The organism is Corynebacterium minutissimum (assembly GCF_016889765.1).
Lineage (GTDB): Bacteria > Actinomycetota > Actinomycetes > Mycobacteriales > Mycobacteriaceae > Corynebacterium > Corynebacterium minutissimum_B.
The window spans coordinates 1,361,415-1,378,366 of the sequence record NZ_CP069533.1; the positions used below are offsets into that span (position 1 = coordinate 1,361,415).

The window sequence follows — 16,952 nt, forward strand, 5'->3', positions numbered from 1 at the left end:
ATAGTTTGAACGAATTCTCCCACAGCCCTCGCGGTTGATGGGAGAATTTCTTGTATGACTAACACGCGGCTGATGCTTCTAGGCGGTGCCCTCGCCGGGCTGGCAATGGCACTGGTGGGTGGTATCTGGCTAGCCGCGACTAATGTGGCGCTGGGGACCTTCTTTTTTGCGTTGGCACTCATGTTGGGCCCGTTCCTCGGCGTGGCTCTGTTGGTATGTGCCGCGGCGGCGTCGACCGCGCTGAGCCGCTCTCTGTTTAGCGTCGGAGGATTGTTCTTGGTGGGGGCAATCTCCACCCTGGGCGCGCTGCCGTGGGGCCGCGTGAGTGTCTCGCTGCCGCTCTTCATCGTTGGCACGCTGACTGGTGCGGTGGCGGTGTGGCTACACTGGGCGCATGGCCACTCTGCTCTTCGATCTGTACGGCGTGCTCATGCGCTCAGCCACGCCCGCCGGGCACGCTGAGCTTGAAGAGTACGTCCGCCCGGTCAACCCGGATCACTTTTGGTCCACCTATGAGGAGTTTCGCCCAGCCTATGATGCCGGGCACCTGAGTGATTCGCAGTATTGGGGCCGCATTCGTGCCCTGACGGATCTTGCGCCTTTCGACGTCTCCCAGGCGGTGGAGCTAGATACGGAGCATCTGCTGGAGGCCGACGAAGAGATGGTGGACCTTGTCTTGCGGTTCATCTCGGAGGGCCACAGCGTTGGTATCCTCTCCAACGTTCCCGCGGCATTGGGGGCGAAGATCCGTGCGTCGCAGCCTTGGTTGGAGGAGTGTGCCGCCGTGACGTTGAGCTGTGACATCGGCGTGGCAAAGCCCGACCCGGAGGCCTACTATGTGGCCGTCGATGCCCTCGGCGCCCAAGCCAAGGACACCCATTTCTTCGACGACCGCCTCGATTTCGTTGAGGGCGCGCAGCGCGTGGGCCTCCACGCTCAACTATTCACGGGAATCGATTCGGTGCGTTTTTAACGCGCAACCTGCATGTGGGATCGCCAACGCCGCGGAGGCCCTGTGGGGGAGTCCGCGTGGTGGTGCGTGTCCTTGGTGGCGTCTGGCGGTTTATCCGTCAGGTGGTCCGGCGTTAGCTTGTTGGGCTGCTTGATACGCCGCTTGGGCAGTTATTGGTTCTGCCCAGGGTGGGACGTAGGCCACCTCTCCGCGTAATCGGAAGACGTAGCCGGCTCCGGTGGGTTTCTCCGGGTCATCATCGTTAATACCGTTGTGGTAGGCACACAGCATTGTTAGATTCGGCGGGTCGGTAGTCCCGCCTGCTTTCCACGGCACTAGGTGATGCACGTGGGCATAATCAGCCGGTTTATTACAGCCTTTCCTGGCGCAGGTGGGGTGCTCGGCACTGGCCATGATGCGCTGCTCAAACCCGGCTAGGCGTTTCATGCGGTGCAGCCACACCGGCCCAATCGTGGGGTGGATGAGGGTGACGTAGCCGATCTCAGCAAACTTGTAGTTCAAAAACTGCGTGCCGGTCATCCGGCCACCGTTGGTGAGCTCGAGGATGATGTCATCGCCGCCGCCGGAGATAATCTTGTCGAGCTTGTCTAAGGTTACGACCACGCTGGTGAATACGGCGGGTTTGGTTCCGCCGTGGGACTTGTTGAAGAAGACGTGGTTGGCTGCCTCCAACAGATTGTCCTGGTTGAGAGATTCTAGAACGCCGCGCATCTCGGTGACGGTCATGGGGTCATCGGTAATGGTGAGTGAATGCGGGCCTTCCGAGCGGTAGGTCATGCGTACCCCAGGTTTCGGCACGCGCTTGGGCTTGAGTTCTTTTAAGCGCTTGGCTGCTACGGCTGGGATGTTGTGTGCTGGGGTGCCGGCAAGCTTGAGGCGTAGGTTCCAGGCATGCAGCTGATTTTTCAGCTTCTTGGTGTAGGACTCAATAAGGCTGAGCGTGGCTAAGTCGTGGCGTTGCTCTGCGGCCCGGTGGCGGGCTTGTCGTTGTTTGCCCGTGAATTTCGTGGCGCCGAAGTAAATGTGGTTCAGGCGTGCCAGCTCGGTGGCATCAGCAGGTGAAGCGCCGAGTGCGCGTAAACGTTTCTCGCCTCCTACCGCTTGCTCCACCAACGTGATCCCCGAGTTGCGGTAGGAGAAATAGGTTTCTAAATCCCCCATGGGCCAGAACACTAAAGCACCCTCACCAACCCCGCAACCGGAGAGAAAAACTTTAGGCGGCCTTTGCCTCGCGGCCCAGCTCAAGCGGGACGCGCAACAACGGGTCGAGGGCCACAGCGCGGGTGCAGGCGCGGACAATCTCGGAGGGCGACGGAATCATACGCAGCTCCAACGCCTGGTCGGTGTTCTTCCGCACGGTAGCCGCGAAGAGCTTCGGGGCAGCGGGATCGTCGGAGAACGCGCCTCCCGCCACCACGAGGGTGTCCGGTGCGTGCTCAGCCACGAGGGAGGCGGCGATGGTGCCGAGGGAGCGGGCGCGGTCGTCGAGAAGCGCACGCGCAGATGGGTCCTGCACTGCATCCGGAAGGGACTCCGCACCTACCGCCGTCAACACGGCCTGGGTGGCCAGGGAATCCGGGGCGGTGAGTTCCAGCGAAGTAATCTCATCGCCCACGGTGAGCGCCGCGCCCACAGAGTCATCCGCGTAGAGCACCATGACGGGCTTCTCCGCGCCAAGCTCCGTGGACTGAGTCTCCGAGCCGAGGATGGCGGGGATAACGGAGGATACAACAACCGGAACACCGAACTGGTACTGCAGGCGGCTAGCAATATCCATGCGCTCCCAGCCCAGGTTGTGCGCCGTCACGCGGCCGGATTCGTCCACACTGCCGGACGTGGTCACACCCACGGAGACCAAGCGGCGGTCGAGGCCTGTCATGAGACGGTTCATGCCCGCGATGATGTGCTCGATAACGTCGCCCTCACTCAAACGGAACACGGGCGTTGCCACATCTTCCTCGCAGAGCGTGCGTCCCTTGGTATCGAAGAAAGCGATGCGCGTGAATGCGGTACCCACCGCGATGCCGGCCAGCATCCAGTCATTATCCGCGACCTCCAACGGAACGGTAGGCCTGCCACGGCCGCGGGACTGGGTCAGGTCGGTGCGCTCGCGAATCAGTCCGGCACTTAGAAGTGCAGCGGTGGCGCGGGTAATGGTGGGCTGGGATAGCCCGGTGGCTTCTACCAGCTCACTGCGGGTAACGACGGGGTTGAGTCGAATGATGTGGAGGCACTTCGCCGCAGGGGTACGAGGGCGGGTGAACACGGGGCCAGACTTGATCATGGCGTCAAGTATAAATTCAACAGACCGCATTGTCTAATAGAAATTAGCTTCCACTAGACATCATGGTCTAGGGGCCGGGCTGCGATAGAGTTAAACCCATGGATTCTGTTGCTGTGTATTGCGGCTCAGCCGCCGGACGTTCTGAGGCTTATGCGCAGGCTGCGCGCCACTTGGGGGAGGAGCTTGCACGTCGCGGACTCACCTTGGTCTACGGCGGCGGTGACGTTGGTCTTATGGGCATCGTCGCGGATGCCTGCCTGGCGGCCGGCGGTCACGTCATTGGGGTCATCCCGCAACAGCTCGTTGATGTCGAGCTCTCTCATCAAAACATCACGCAGCTCGAGGTCGTGGACACTATGGCGCAGCGCAAGTCGCGGATGGAGGAGCTCGCGGATGCCTTCGTGTGCCTGCCGGGTGGGGTGGGCACGCTCGAGGAGCTCACGGAGGTCCTCACCATGCAGCAGCTCGGCAACATCGAGGGGCCTGTGGGCCTGGTGGATGTGCAGGGCTTTTGGCAGCCTTTCGTGCACATGTACTCCGCAATGGTGCAGGAGGGCTTTGTCCAACAGCGTTTCCTTGATGCCCTGGTGGTGGAGTCCACACCGGTCGCTGTATTGGAGGCTTTCGGGGCCTGGAGCAATCCCGGCAGCAAGTGGGGCAACAATTAGCTAACAACCTGGCAAAAAGCCGCCGCTGGGTTGGCCGAACCGGGAGGTTTTTCGTTAGACTTCGCCCTTATGAGTTTTGACCAGAACGCAGAGCGCCAGCCGTCGTTGCTGGACGCGTCGTGCGATAACTTCGTTCACGACCTCGCGCAGCTCACACCTACCGATGCCACCGCGTGGGGCATCCCGGGCTTCGATGGGGAGCTCGAGGATTTCTCGCCCGAGTATTACTCCGCCGTCGCGGACCGTACGCGTGAGATGCTGGCGGACCTCGATGCACTCGATGACACCACCGACGAGTCTGATGATGACGATGACTTCGACGAGGTGGATTACGTTACTGCTGAGGTCTTGCGCGATCGTCTCTGCCTGGATCTTGACCTCCACCATGCTGGTGAGGACATCCGCTGCCTCAACAACATTGCCTCCCCAGTGCAGACCATCCGCGACACGCTCATGCTCATGCCGCGCGATACCCCTGAGCAGCTGGACATGTTGCGCTCGCGCTTGTCGAAGGTGCCGGCGTCGTTAAGCGGCTACAAGGAGTCCCTCATCGAGGCGGCGTCGCGTGGCATGGTGGCCCCGCAGCGTCAGATTTCGGAAGTGTTCGTGCAGAGCGAGCGGCTTGCCGACGCCGGCTCCATGCTCGAGGACCTCGGCCTCGACGGTGATTCTGCCGAGGTCACGAAAGCCAAGGAAGCTTTCGGTGAGTTCGCTGACTGGCTCTCCAACGAGCTGCAGCCGCAGGCCCCGTCGCGGGATGCGGTGGGCCGTGAGCGCTACGAGCGCTTCTCCAAGCTCTTCGTCGGCGATGCGGTGGACCTCGATGAGGCCTATGAGTGGGGCCTGGAACAGGTGCGCTCCATCAAGGCAGAGCAGGAGAAGATTGCTCACCAGCTGTACGGTTCGGACGTGACGGTCCGCGCGGCGATGCGCAAGCTCAATGAAGAGGAGCGCTATCAGCTGCACGGTACCGACGCGCTGGTGGAGTGGATGCAGTCCACCGCGGACCGTGTGATTAAGGACCTCAACGGCACCGCGTTCGACATCCCGGAGTCCGTGCGCGACATCGAGTGTTGCATCGATCCGGCCGGTACCGGCGGCATCTTCTACACCTCGCCTTCCGATGACTTCTCCCGCCCGGGCCGCATGTGGTGGTCCGTGCCCGCGGGTCAGGAGCTGTTCCACACCTGGCAGGAGCTGACTACTGTCCACCATGAAGGTGCGCCGGGCCACCACTTGCAGATTGGTGCCGCGCTGACCCAGCCGGACCTGAACCTGTGGCGCCGTGCAGTGACGTGGAACTCCGGCCACGGCGAAGGCTGGGCTCTGTATGCGGAGGCGCTCATGGCGGAGCTGGGCTACATGGATGATCCGGGCTTCCGCATGGGGCTTCTCGACGCCCAACGTTTCCGCGCCGCCCGCGTCGTCGTGGACATCGGACTCCACCTGGGCAAGGCGCTGCCGGATTGCACCGCGTCCGGCGTGTGGGACAAGTCCCATGTCAAGACCTTTATGCGTGAGAACACCGCGATGGATGATGCCAACCTCTCCTTTGAGGTCACTCGCTACCTGGGCTGGCCGGGCCAAGCCCCGTCTTACGCGCTGGGTCAGCGCCTGTGGCAGCAGACTCGCGACGCTGCCGTGGAGCAGGGCATGGAGGTTCGGGACTTCCACTCCCAGGCCCTGGCGCTGGGCTCGGTGCCGATGTCGATCCTGCGCGAGACCATTCTGGATTAAAACCCCAGGTCGAGCACCAGACTCTTGGATTTATCCACACCTGACTCTTGGATTTATCCACTAGTGACTCTGTGATTTATCCATTCTTCGGGCTAAGGTACTTGGTATGTACCTGCCCCGAATCGTTGATGCAGAAGTCGAACGAGGGCTCCGTGTTTCGGGTGCCCTCTTTCTTAAAGGCCCCCGCGCGAGTGGAAAAACTTCCACGGCACGCCAATTTGCCAAGTCTGTTATCCAACTTGACCGAGACTCCCCAGAGGCAAACCTTGCGCGCATGCAGCCGGCATTGGGGCTTGAAGGCGCACGGCCGCGGCTCATTGATGAGTGGCAGGTTGTTCCAGCTATCTGGAATGAGGTGCGCCATGCAGTCGATGACTCGCAGGACAAAGGGCAGTTTCTCCTCACAGGTTCCTCCACGCCAGATGATGATGCTACCCGGCATTCTGGTGCGGGCCGGATTCGTTCCATTCAAATGCGAACATTGAGCTTGGCAGAGCGAGGACTTGGTGCCGAGCACGTCTCACTGGGCTCAATCATTGCGGGCAATCAAGAACCCACCGCTGGGACAGATGCCACCGTGGCTGATTATTCCCGTTGGATCGTTGCTGGTGGTTTCCCGGAGTTCTTTGACCTTGATCCGCTCGACGCGCAGGAAGGGATGGAGTCCTATCTGACAGAAATGAGTGAGCACGACTATCCCGAACTCGGCGGACCACGACGCGATCCGCGCCGTTTTCAGTCGTTCCTTCATGCTTATGCCGGACTGGTTGCCCAACCGGCTACTGCTGCTGCGATTCGCAAACGCATTGGAGAACTCAGTAGCGCTACTTCGACGCCAGCCGCAGAAACTGTGAACCTCATTCACGATTTTGCTACGCGCCTCTTCCTCATTGAGGACCAGCTGGCGTGGTCACCACGTACTCGTTCGAAGACGTCCATGGTTCAAATGCCGAAACGTCACTTAGCCGATCCCGGTTTGGCTGCTGCTTTGTTGGGAACGGGGCCAGACAAACTGCTTGGGGATTTAGAGACTCTAGGCATTCTCTTCGAGGCGCAACTTGTCCACGATCTGCGCGTTTATGCGCAGGCGCTGCGTGCGCGCGGAGTATTCCACTTGAGGGATATGAAGGGGCGCGAAGAAATTGATGCAGTGGTGGAGCTCCGAGACGGTTCGTGGGTAGGGTTTGAAGCGAAGCTTTCTCACAACGAGGTTGATGCTGCGGCGGCACATCTAAAGCGCGTAGCCGCTAAACTCTCTTCGCCACCAGCAGCGCTGATAGTTGTGATTCCGAGTGGGCCGGCTTTCCAACGCCCAGATGGGGTGTGGGTGGTTCCCCTAGCGGCGCTTGCGGAATAGCCCCAGGATCTGGGGCAGGTAGCCGGCGATGACGAGCACGATGATGAGCCGGATAATCTGCACGGCCACGACCGCGGGGCCGGCGCCGCCTTCCGCGGAGAGCGCGAGGACGGTCTCCAGCGCGCCGGGCGAAGTGGCGAGGTACGCCTCGAAATAGGTGATGTCCAGCCACGCGGTGAGTGGCAGGGCGGTGAGCGCGCACACGCCGATGACCACGACGATGAAGAGGATCGTGGCGGGAAGCTGCTTGGCAAAGGACGTGAGTGCTGGCACGGACAGTCCGCCACCGCAGACCCAGCCGATGGACATAAACGCCATGATTTTGAAGACGTAGAGCGGCTCCAAGGTGTGGCCGGCTGGGAGGAACTGCGTAACCAGCACAGTCAAGAGGAGCGGGCCCAACACCGCAGCAGCTGGTAAGCGAGCGAGCTTGCCTAGGTGCTCACCCAGAATCGCAATGGCGATGGTCAACAGCACAATCCACCACGTGGTCTCGCCGTCGATACTCATATCGACGCTCTGGCCCGCGGGGGCGCTCAGAAACGAGACCACCAAGGGGAGGGACACCGACACTGCGAGAAGGCGCAGGTATTGGGTCAGCGCCACATAGCGGTAATCCGCGCCGAGCTCGCTGGCCAGTGCCGGCATGAGCGAGGCGCCGCCCGGCAGCATGGATAAGATACCCGTCTCCCAGGAGATATCTTTCGGCTGCGCGCGGTGCAGAAGCACGCCACCGCTGATGCCGATGAGCACGGTGATCAGTGACATCGTCACCGCTGCCGGCACGAAACCGAGGAGCGTGGAGGCTGGCACGAGCGTGAGCGGGATGCCGGCCATCATTCCGATGAAGCCACGGGCCATGGCGTAGAAGCGGTCATTGACGGCGAGTTCCTTGCCCGTCGTCAAGGCCATGGCTCCCGAGACCACGATGGCACCGAGGATCCAGGCTGCGGGTACGTGAAGGTAGCTAAACAGCGCCCCGAGAGTTGCAGACCCCGGGGCCACGATGAGCCACCTCGCACGAACTGACATGCAATCGAGTTTAATGATGGGCATGGACTTTGGATTGAGCGGTTGGGCAATTCTTACCATGGGCGCTGCTGTGGCCGGGTGGGTAGACGCCGTCATTGGCGGCGGCGGGCTCGTGCTCATTCCGCTCATTCTGGCCGTGGCTCCGCAGCTCGCACCCGCGACGGCGCTGGCAACGAACAAGGTGGCGGCGGTGTCGGGAACGGCGTCGGCGGCCGTTACCTTAGTAAAGAAGGTGCGCCCACCGAAAGGCGAGCTTATTCGCATGGGACTCATCGCGCTCGTGTGCTCCGGCCTTGGCGCGGTGGCAGCCGCGCTCATGGACAAGGACGTCATGCGCCCGGTCATCATCGTGCTCATGGTGGCGGTCGGTATCTTCGTGGCCTTTCGCCCGGACTTCGGCAGCGGCGACGGCCAGGGCCTGCGCGGCGGTTGGCGCACGTGGGCAGCACTGGGCGCTGTGGCGGCCATTGCCTTCTACGACGGCATCTTCGGCCCTGGGACGGGCATGTTCCTCATCATGGCGTTTACCGCCATCTTCTCCCAGAATTTCCTCACCTCAGCGGCGATGGCGAAGGTGGTCAACACGTGTACCAACGTCGGCGCCCTCGTGGTGTTTATCGCGGGCGGCCACGTGGTGTGGGCGCTGGCCCTCGTCCTCGCGGTGGCCAATATTATCGGCGCGCAGCTAGGGGCGCGGACAGTGCTTGGCGGCGGCGCGAAGCTCATCCGCTATGCGCTGCTGGTACTCGTCGTGGTGATGAGCGTGTACCTGTCCTGGCAGCAGTGGGGCTGATTTCTACATTCGGTTCTTCGTCTTCGCCGTAGCCACAGCGTTCCACGGATCTTCTGGCCACGGGTGTTTGGGATAGCGCCCGCGCATGTCGGCACGCACGCCGGCATAAGGCCCAGCCCAGAAGCTCGCTAGGTCATCGGTGACGGCGAGCGGGCGGCCGGCGGGGGAGAGCAGGTGAAACTGTACGCGGTGGCCGCAGTATTCGGGGGATTCGGCCAGGCCGAAGCATTCTTGCAACTTGATGGAGACCACGGGGCGCTCGCCGGACCAGTCGATGCGCGCGTCGCGTCCGGAAGGCACCGGCAAGCGTTCTGGTGCCAGCTCATCGAGGCGGCTAGCCTCGGGCCAGGGCAGGAGGCGTTGCAGTGCTGGGTACATGTCCGGCTTGTGGCCTTCTGCTAGCTCACGTAGTTCTGGCTCGAGCCACTCCAGGCTGGCGCTGGCACTTTCGACGTCCGGCCACGGATCGCCGTAGGCTGCCCGCAGGTGGCGCATACGTTCCCGCAGGTTCTGAGCCTTCTCACTGAACTTAAACAGTTCGAGGCCGTGGCCCGAGTTGCGCAGGGCCGCAACGGCTTCATCTCCGGAGACCTTCACCGGGGTTTCAGAAAGCACAATGGCGCCGGCCGCGCGTACGCGCACGCCGCGGACCTTGGAACCCTCGAGGAAGGCGCGGGTCTCCTCGGTAACGCCGATGATGTCGAGGGCATCCTCTTCCGTAATGGGCTCGGCCGCGCGGATGATGGCGTTGCCGGCATTCGACAGGGAGACCTCGGCGACGGCGAGCCACGGTGAGCCCGCTAGACCGGAATTCAGGAGCCGGGCACGGGTACCACTCGCCAGCAGGTACTCTTTCTCGCCCACGCGTTTGGCCACGAACTCGGGGAAGGCGGTGGCCACGACCACGCCCGGGTCCACCGCGCCCTTGTCGGGCACGAGGCGGGCCAGTCGCTTGGGATCAGAATCATCGAGGCGCGCGATCGTCTTTGCTGCCCCCGCACCATATTTCAGTAGCGCGGCACCCCACCGCGGATGCGTCGGCAACAGCGCGAGCTCCTCGGTGGCGTTGAGGGCACGGAGGGTGCAGTGGGCGTCGGCAAGCGCGGCGTGGGGCGGCTGATCGAGGAGCGGGAAGTCCGGGCCCGCGCCCCAGCAGTCCAGGAAGAGCGCGGCCTGGGTGAGGTCCGCGGAGAGGATCTCCGGGGTGACGTGCGGGGAAAAGTGCTGGTAGTCATCCTGTGAATAACAGCGGATGACGGCGCCCGGCGCCTCACGGCCGGCGCGGCCGGCGCGTTGATCGGCGCTGCTTTTCGACGTCGACACCGTCACCAACCCACTCATCCCGCGCTGCGCATCGCGCTTGGGAACGCGCGCAAGACCCGCGTCGATGACGGTGCGCACGCCCGGCACGGTCAGCGAGGACTCCGCGATGGACGTCGCCACGACGATGCGCTGCTCGGCGGTGTAGAGCGCGGCGTCCTGCTCGTGGGTGGTCTGGCGGCCGTGGAGGGGGAAAACGTTGTGGCCGGCCAGTGCCTCACAGACGAGGTTGACCTCGCGCACGCCGGGCACGAAGACCAGGGTGGACTCGTGCTGTTGGGCCGCGATGTTCGCCACGGCTCGATAGAATTCTCTGTCTCCTGCCGCGCGGCCCGGCAGGGGTTCATAGGAAATATCGAGCGGGTAGGTCACCGCCTCGGTGGAATGAATCGGCGCGCCTCCCATGAGCTGGGAGAAGCGTTGGGCGTCGACAGTCGCGGACATGGCGATGACGCGGAAATCCTCACGGAGCTGGGCCAATTCGAGGCACATGCCGAGGACCAAGTCCGTGTCGAGCTGGCGCTCGTGGACCTCATCAATGGCAACGGCAGCCACTCCTTTGAGCTCCGGATCGCGCAGCAGGCGGCGCAGCAGTACGCCGGGCGTGACGAACTCGACGTCGTGGCCCTTGCGGGAATCACCGCGTACCGCATAACCGATGCGCTGGCCAGACAGCTCCTGCAGGCGGTTGGCCGCCGCGCGTACCGCCACGCGACGCGGCGCGGTGACGAGAACCTTGCCGCAGCCCGCCGCCTGGTTGGCCAGGGCCGGCGGAACGAGCGTGGTCTTACCCGTGCCCGGCGGGGCCTGGACCACAACGTGGCCCTCAGCAGGAAGGGAATCGATGGTCTCCAGGACGGGCAGGCCGCGGCCGACGGTGGCGAGATCAAACATCGAGATCCTGGCGCTCCCACCTATCTTCGTTGTCCTCCAGCTTGCGCACTACACGCCCCGGTGAGCCCAGGACCAGGGACCTATCCGGCACGTCACGGGTCAGCAGCGTGCCTGCGCCTACGACGCAGTTCTTGCCCACGGTGACACCAGGCAGGACCGTGACGTTGGCGCCGAACCAGGTGTTATCACCGATGGTGATAGGTTTAGCTATTTCCCAGCCCTCCGCCCGCATCTCATGATCATTGACGGGGTGGCCCACCGTGATGAGCGAGCAATTTGGCCCCATCATGACGCGGTCTCCCAGCGTCACGGGCGCCTGGGCCAGGATGGTCGCACCAAAGTTGATGAACACCCCTTTGCCAACCGTAACGTTGCGTCCATATTCCAGGTTAAGCGGCGTGTGGAGACCGGGAACTTCGGACTCGGGGGAGAGCAGCGCGCGCAGGATGTCGTGTGCGCGGTCGCGATCGGTGTTCTGCAGCTCGTTGAGTTCCTTGACCAACTGGAATCCGCGATGGTGCTCGGCGCTGACCTCCTCGTTGACGCCGGGCATGAACCATGTCCCGCTAGTCATGCGTTCAAAGGATCCTTCATTGGAGTGAGTCATGGCAACAATCCTATTGTCTCGTCTCACTCGCGGGTGAGAACATCAAGGGCAGCGCGGTGAATGAACACCTTCCCGCGACCCTGTTGGATTTCTTCAAGAATGCCAAGTTCAACTAAGTGGGCCAACCATGTGCTCGCGGTTTGGCGTTTAACGACGCCCATCTCTACCACGTCTGAGATACGGACGTAGGGTTTGATGAGAATCAGTTCGGCCATTTCGAGAGGCTGGCCAATCACACCTGCGGCACGTATTTCGCTCGCGGTGTTCTCTTGGATGGCACGGAGTTGGGTAATCATCGAGGAGGCGTCGTCAGCCGCTGCGTGTACGCCACGAATCATGAAGAGAAGCCAGTCTTCCCATGCTCCCTCGGCCGTTACGGCGTTGAGATAGCGGTAGTAGGCGGCTTTGTTGCCGACGATATAACCGGACAGATACAAGACTGGAAGCTCAAGGAGTTCCTCTTGAATGAGGTGGAGGACATTGAGGATTCGTCCTGTACGTCCATTGCCGTCGTAGAAGGGATGAATCGCCTCAAACTGGTAGTGAAGGAGCGCCATTTTTACTAGCGAATCCACGTCATGACTGGAATAGATATAGTCCTCCCACGCCGCGAGGTGGCCTTCGATAATTTCTTTGCCTTCGGGAGGCGTGTAGAGCCGCTGCTGAGTTACGGGGTTACCAATGAATGTTCCCGGTAGGGAACGCACCTCGGCCTGGGTGTCCAAGAGCGTGCTACAGACAATTTTCGCTGTCTTTTCTGATAACGGACGCTGTGATAGCGAAGATAGGCCTGCATGCAACGCGGAGTTGTAGCGAAGAGCCTCCTTAGTCGCAGGAGAAGGTTCGGCATCGACGTGCCAGGCCGCACGGAACAGTTCGTCATTAGTGGTGACGATGTTTTCGATTTCAGAAGAGGCACGGGCCTCACGGAGTGGAATCGTTGAGGTAATGATTTCCGGATTGGGGATAAGTTGGCATGCTGTTCTCAGCTCAGCGAGCTTTTCCTTGGCGTCGATGATGGCCTTAAGCACAGGTACGGTTTCGACAACGTCTGCGGGAGGGAGGGGAGGAAGATCGTTGTAGGGAATATCTGGATTATAAGTTGCCATGAGAAAAGAATAGACAAGTTTTTCGGACATGTCGATTCTTTCCGAAATTTTAAACATGTCACGGTGACGTGTCGATTGCATCGACATATCGGCGTACGCTCGGTTTAGAAGGTTGATACGTCTACAGAGAAGGTTCGTTCCATGGCAAAAATCGGCATCATTCTTGGCTCTACCCGTGACGATCGCGCCGGGCTGGCCATCGCCCAATGGGTCACTGACCTGGCCCAAGGTCGCGACGTTGACTACGAGCTCATTGACCTCAAGGCTTTCGATGTACCGATTCTCACTTCATCTGTTATCCCCATGGCGGCCAATAAAAACTACGAGGACGAGAAGGTGCAGGCCTGGTCCGATGCGGTTGATGCCTGTGACGCGTATATCTTTGTCACCCCGGAGTACAACCATTCTGTGCCGGGAGCATTCAAGAACGCCGTTGATTCCTTGGGGGCCGAGTGGGTAGCCAAGCCGATTGCGTACGTAGGCTACAGCTTCAGCGGAGGAATCCGTGCGGTGGAGGCGTGGCGCCTCATCATGGCGAACTTCTCCATGACGCAGCTGCGCACCCAGCTCGATATTTCCCTCAATACCGACATGACAGATGGCACCTTCACCCCGGCCGATTTTAAGGCTGAGATTGTGACAAATATCTGCGCGGAGCTGGAAGAAGCCCTATCCTAAAGCGCATGGCAGATACAGCACGCGTCGCGGTCGTTACGGGAGCATCGTCAGGAATTGGGGAGGCCTCGGCACGAGCATTGGCTGCCGACGGCTGGCATGTCGTCGTCGGCGCACGCCGCATCGAGCGCCTAGAGGCCCTGGCCAAGGACATCGGTGGCGAGGCTTATGTGCTGGACGTGACCTCGGACGAGTCCGTCGCGGAATTCGCCTCCCACCTTGACCGTGTAGACCTGTTGGTCAACAACGCCGGCGGCGCGAAGGGCCTGGAACCGCTGGTGGAGACCACCGTGGAAGACTGGCAGTGGATGTACGAGGTCAACGTGTTGGGGACCGTGCGCATGATCCAGGCACTCCTGCCCAAGCTTCAATCCGCGCCTGAGAACTCCGGACTCATCATCAACATGGGTTCCGTGGCCGGCTGGAATGTCTACGAAGGCGGGTCCGGATATAACGCCGCGAAACACGGCGTGCGCGTGATTTCCCGTGCGCTGCGCATCGAGGAACATGGCGTGCGCGTCACCGAGCTCGACCCAGGCCGCGTAGCCACGGAGGAGTTCTCCCTCAACCGTTTCCGCGGTGACCAAGAGCGCGCTGATGCCGTGTACGACGGCGAACTCAACCTCAGCGCGGAGGATATCGCCGAGGCCGTGCGCTGGGTGGCGTCCCTGCCGGAACATGTCAACATTGACACCATGACGATTAAGCCGCGCACACAAAGCTAAAGTACCTGTTTCGCTGCAGGTGAGACGCCTCTTATAGTGGTATGCGTTAGTAGCAATGCATGTGATTTTGGGGGTGTTAGATGGCACTGGGTGCCCTTGCGGCCTTGATGGGAGTGTGGTTCGCGGCGATGGCCTCGCCGGGACCGGATGTGGTGCAGATTATTCGGCTGGGCGCACGGTCCACGCGCGCGGCAGTGTGGGCAGCCATCGGCAGTACCACGGGCTTGGTGGTGTGGACGGTGGCCTCGCTGGCGGGATTGACCGCGCTGATTTCGGCGCATCCTGTCATCCTCGTAGCACTGCAGGTTGCTGGTGGTGGCTATTTGCTGTGGATGGCTTTTTCTGCCATTAGCGGTGGCATTAAGGAGCGTCGGGCGCCCGCGACCGTGGTGGGCACCGACAAGAGCGCTCCACAGCCGCGCGGGTTTACCCCGGACGGGATCATCAAACTCGGAACCGCGTACCGCATGGGCCTGGTCAGTGATCTCTCTAACCCCAAGGTGGTCATTTTCTTCGGCGCTATCTTTGCCAATTTTATTGACCCAGGCATGGGAATTGGCGCCAACGCCCTTGTGGGCTCCGTGCTTATTGTTGAAAGCCTCATGATTTTTGTCGGCGTCGCGCTGTGCACTCGTGCGGTGTCGAAGTGGATGTCGAAGAACTCAGCCAATGTCGACATCTTCAGTGGCGTGGTGTTCGCCCTACTTGGTGTGATCATTTTGGCAGAGGGCATTCGCGGGGTCCTTGCTCTTTAACCACGGTGGCGGCTAGGTATGCTGGTCAGCATGCTAGACGTCTCAATTAGGGGAGAATCCATCAAGCTCGGCCAGTTCCTCAAGCTGGCCTCCTTGGTCGCCACCGGCGGCGAGGCCAAAGAGCTCATCGAGCAGGGCCAGGTCACTGTCAACGGTGAGGTTGTCACGCAGCGTGGGGCCACGCTAGCGCTTGGCGACGTCATCTGCGTCACCGACACCTGCGTCCGCGTTGCCGCCGAGGACGAGGACGATGATTACTTTGATGAAGCCACCGCCGATGATGATTTCGACCCGGAGAAGTGGAGGAATCTCTAATGCCGGCTTTTGAAGCGGAAGTAGGCATGCCCTACGGGATTACCTTGGCCAGCTCTGATGTGAAGGCGTCGGAGAAGTTTTACTCCGCGGTGTTGGGCTGGGAATTTGAGGATGGCATTGCCCGCCTCCAAGGCCTGCCCGTCGCAGAGATAGTCCCGGGCCAAGACACCTGGGCCACCTACTTCCTCTCCCGTGATCTGGAAGCTGATTGCGCCCGAGTGGAGCAGCTCGGTGGAAAGATCTTGGCCTTGGGAGAGCCCTTGGCTCTCGTCCTCGATAACACCGGCGCCGTGTTCGGGCTGGTGCAGCCGGAACTGGACCGCTTCGTGGCCGGCGGCGAGCCGGGTACCCCAGTGTGGCATGAGCTGGCCGTTTCCGAGAACTTCCGCTCCGCCCTGGACTTCTATGGCGAACTTTTTGACTGGGAGATTCGCGGCGATGAGGAGTACGCCCTCGCGGAGGAGGAAGGCGCTGCCTTTGCCGGCTTCTGGAAGGCCGAAGGCCTGCCCAGCTTCTGGCAGACCTACCTGGGCGTGCGGGATGTCGACCGGGCGGCCAGGGCCGCCCTTGATAATGGTGGCGAGGTGATTCGTGAGCCCTATGAGTCTCCCTTCGGCCGCCTGTGCCTCATTGCCGATTCAACCGGTGCGACCCTGACCCTGTGCGAAGTCGAGGACGCCCCCGACGAGCCCATCGAGCTCTAACCGGAGAGCACACGTCACCATGACGACACCTGGGCGTATCGAGGACGTGCGGGCCGTCGTGTGCCGAATTCCGCCCGGTAACGTGTCCACCTACGGTGAGATTGCCAAGGTGGTCGGCGTGGGCGCGCGGTACGTGGGCTGGGTGATGTCGAAGGGCGCAGACCTGCCCTGGTGGCGCGTGGTCAACAGTACGGGCCGCGCCCACACCTCTGCCGCCCACGACCACTGGGATGCGGAAAGGATTCCGCACAACGGTGACCGCGTGCTCCTTGCGGAGTGTGGGTTGGATGCGGAGGATCTGAGGGGCGTCGGCAAGCACGCCCCATAAAAGAAAGGACACGTGATGCGCGCCTGGTTGTTTCTTGGCATCGCCATCCTCAGCGAGGTCATCGCCACGCTCTGCCTCAAGGTCGCGCTAGCGCACCCAGCGGTATACGTCGTGGTAGTGCTGGGATACGTTGCAGCCTTTTCCTCGCTGCACCAGGTGCTGCGCTGCGGCATGCACGTGGGCGCGGCCTACGGAATCTGGGGTGCTACGGGCGTGGTCCTTACTGCGGGATTGTCCGCGCTTTTCTTCGGCGAGCAGCTCACACCCCTCATGCTGGTGGGCATGGGCTGCATCATCGCTGGCGTGGCCTGCGTGGAGATGGGCGGCCGTGAGCCGAAGCCCGAGCTCGTGGAGGTTCAGCCGTGACCTGGCTAGCTCTTGCTATCCTCATTGAAGTGGCGGGCACGTTGGGCCTGCGCATGCTGGCTGTGCACGGCCAGAAGGCGTGGATTGTGTGGGTCGTGGTGGCCTACGTGTCCTCGTATGTATTTCTCTCCCTGGCTTTGCGCGACGGTATGCCACTAGGCGTGGCGTATGGAATCTGGACTGCCTGCGGTGTCGCACTCACCGCACTGGCCTCCTTTGCGCTCTTCCGTGAACCGTTTACGTGGCTCAAAGGACTCGGCGTGGCGCTCATCATCGGGGGAGTACTCCTCGTTGACATGGGATAAACCTC

General features: G+C 61.6%; 20 protein-coding genes. 14 read left to right on the plus strand and 6 right to left on the minus strand.

What is annotated here, in order from left to right; translation table 11 throughout:
• Positions 1-54: 54 nt before the first annotated feature.
• Together I6J26_RS06270 and I6J26_RS06275 are read left to right on the plus strand one after the other, a co-directional pair.
• Entirely contained in the window at positions 55-462 is a 408-nt protein-coding gene (locus I6J26_RS06270) for a hypothetical protein (protein ID WP_039673047.1), read from the plus strand.
• Positions 395-973 carry an HAD-IA family hydrolase gene (locus I6J26_RS06275; RefSeq protein WP_115020933.1) on the plus strand — a complete coding sequence of 193 codons (579 nt, stop codon included), beginning with the start codon at positions 395-397 and terminating at the stop codon, positions 971-973. Before I6J26_RS06270 ends, I6J26_RS06275 begins: the two co-directional genes overlap by 68 nt.
• Before the next feature lie 90 nt (positions 974-1,063).
• On the opposite strand, the gene I6J26_RS06280 is transcribed toward I6J26_RS06275, so the two are convergent.
• Together I6J26_RS06280 and I6J26_RS06285 are read right to left on the minus strand one after the other, a co-directional pair.
• On the minus strand, positions 1,064-2,134 hold the full coding sequence (locus I6J26_RS06280) for an HNH endonuclease signature motif containing protein (protein ID WP_239121858.1): 1,071 nt from the start codon (positions 2,132-2,134) through the stop codon (positions 1,064-1,066).
• Positions 2,135-2,186: 52 nt separating this feature from the next.
• Positions 2,187-3,257 (minus strand): ROK family transcriptional regulator, encoded by a 1,071-nt coding sequence (locus I6J26_RS06285; protein ID WP_115020935.1) that lies wholly within the window; start codon positions 3,255-3,257, stop codon positions 2,187-2,189.
• A 98-nt stretch (positions 3,258-3,355) separates the two neighbouring features.
• Here I6J26_RS06285 and I6J26_RS06290 point away from each other — a divergent pair, with 98 nt between their 5' ends.
• The 3 genes from I6J26_RS06290 (at position 3,356) to I6J26_RS06300 (ending at position 7,019) form a co-directional block, all read left to right on the plus strand.
• Positions 3,356-3,925, plus strand: a complete 570-nt coding sequence (locus tag I6J26_RS06290) for a TIGR00730 family Rossman fold protein (protein ID WP_115020936.1) — start codon at positions 3,356-3,358, stop codon at positions 3,923-3,925.
• A gap of 69 nt (positions 3,926-3,994) precedes the next feature.
• A complete protein-coding gene (locus tag I6J26_RS06295; RefSeq protein ID WP_115020937.1) occupies positions 3,995-5,662 on the plus strand; it encodes a DUF885 domain-containing protein in 1,668 nt (555 codons plus the stop codon).
• 106 nt (positions 5,663-5,768) lie between these two features.
• A complete protein-coding gene (locus tag I6J26_RS06300) occupies positions 5,769-7,019 on the plus strand; it encodes an ATP-binding protein (RefSeq protein WP_115020938.1) in 1,251 nt (416 codons plus the stop codon).
• Here I6J26_RS06300 and I6J26_RS06305 read toward each other — a convergent pair.
• Positions 6,999-8,051 (minus strand): AbrB family transcriptional regulator, encoded by a 1,053-nt coding sequence (locus I6J26_RS06305; RefSeq protein ID WP_239121733.1) that lies wholly within the window; start codon positions 8,049-8,051, stop codon positions 6,999-7,001. The two genes, I6J26_RS06300 and I6J26_RS06305, sit on opposite strands and share 21 nt — an antisense overlap.
• Positions 8,052-8,073: 22 nt before the next feature.
• Between I6J26_RS06305 and I6J26_RS06310 the strand changes: the two genes are divergently transcribed.
• Positions 8,074-8,844 carry a TSUP family transporter gene (locus I6J26_RS06310; RefSeq protein ID WP_071409590.1) on the plus strand — a complete coding sequence of 257 codons (771 nt, stop codon included), beginning with the start codon at positions 8,074-8,076 and terminating at the stop codon, positions 8,842-8,844.
• A gap of 3 nt (positions 8,845-8,847) precedes the next feature.
• On the opposite strand, the gene I6J26_RS06315 is transcribed toward I6J26_RS06310, so the two are convergent.
• From I6J26_RS06315 to I6J26_RS06325, 3 genes are read right to left on the minus strand one after another with little or no spacing between them, the layout of a single operon-like run.
• The gene (locus I6J26_RS06315; RefSeq protein WP_115020940.1) at positions 8,848-11,058 is read right to left on the minus strand and encodes an ATP-dependent RNA helicase; all 2,211 of its coding nucleotides are present in this window, start codon (positions 11,056-11,058) and stop codon (positions 8,848-8,850) included.
• A complete protein-coding gene (locus tag I6J26_RS06320; RefSeq protein ID WP_115020941.1) occupies positions 11,051-11,665 on the minus strand; it encodes a sugar O-acetyltransferase in 615 nt (204 codons plus the stop codon). Before I6J26_RS06320 ends, I6J26_RS06315 begins: the two co-directional genes overlap by 8 nt.
• Positions 11,666-11,688: 23 nt before the next feature.
• Positions 11,689-12,774, minus strand: a complete 1,086-nt coding sequence (locus I6J26_RS06325) for a Fic family protein (protein WP_239121734.1) — start codon at positions 12,772-12,774, stop codon at positions 11,689-11,691.
• A gap of 141 nt (positions 12,775-12,915) precedes the next feature.
• Here I6J26_RS06325 and I6J26_RS06330 point away from each other — a divergent pair, with 141 nt between their 5' ends.
• The 8 genes from I6J26_RS06330 to I6J26_RS06365 all read left to right on the plus strand — a co-directional run bounded on the left by I6J26_RS06330 (position 12,916) and on the right by I6J26_RS06365 (position 16,947).
• Positions 12,916-13,452 carry an NADPH-dependent FMN reductase gene (locus I6J26_RS06330; protein ID WP_115020943.1) on the plus strand — a complete coding sequence of 179 codons (537 nt, stop codon included), beginning with the start codon at positions 12,916-12,918 and terminating at the stop codon, positions 13,450-13,452.
• 5 nt (positions 13,453-13,457) lie between these two features.
• Entirely contained in the window at positions 13,458-14,174 is a 717-nt protein-coding gene (locus I6J26_RS06335; RefSeq protein ID WP_115020944.1) for an SDR family oxidoreductase, read from the plus strand.
• 80 nt (positions 14,175-14,254) lie between these two features.
• Positions 14,255-14,929: a LysE family translocator gene (locus I6J26_RS06340; RefSeq protein WP_115020945.1), complete on the plus strand. Its 675-nt coding sequence runs from the start codon at positions 14,255-14,257 to the stop codon at positions 14,927-14,929.
• 30 nt (positions 14,930-14,959) lie between these two features.
• Positions 14,960-15,244, plus strand: coding sequence for an RNA-binding S4 domain-containing protein (locus I6J26_RS06345; protein WP_039673291.1), 285 nt, complete (start codon positions 14,960-14,962; stop codon positions 15,242-15,244).
• Complete coding sequence (locus I6J26_RS06350) at positions 15,244-15,948, plus strand: VOC family protein (protein ID WP_115020946.1); 705 nt, start codon at positions 15,244-15,246, stop codon at positions 15,946-15,948. Before I6J26_RS06345 ends, I6J26_RS06350 begins: the two co-directional genes overlap by 1 nt.
• 19 nt (positions 15,949-15,967) lie before the next feature.
• The gene (locus I6J26_RS06355; protein WP_115020947.1) at positions 15,968-16,276 is read left to right on the plus strand and encodes an MGMT family protein; all 309 of its coding nucleotides are present in this window, start codon (positions 15,968-15,970) and stop codon (positions 16,274-16,276) included.
• A 15-nt stretch (positions 16,277-16,291) separates the two neighbouring features.
• A complete protein-coding gene (locus I6J26_RS06360; RefSeq protein WP_115020948.1) occupies positions 16,292-16,642 on the plus strand; it encodes a DMT family transporter in 351 nt (116 codons plus the stop codon).
• Entirely contained in the window at positions 16,639-16,947 is a 309-nt protein-coding gene (locus tag I6J26_RS06365; protein ID WP_115020949.1) for a DMT family transporter, read from the plus strand. The genes I6J26_RS06360 and I6J26_RS06365 overlap by 4 nt, the downstream gene beginning before the upstream one ends.
• Positions 16,948-16,952 lie beyond the last annotated feature (5 nt).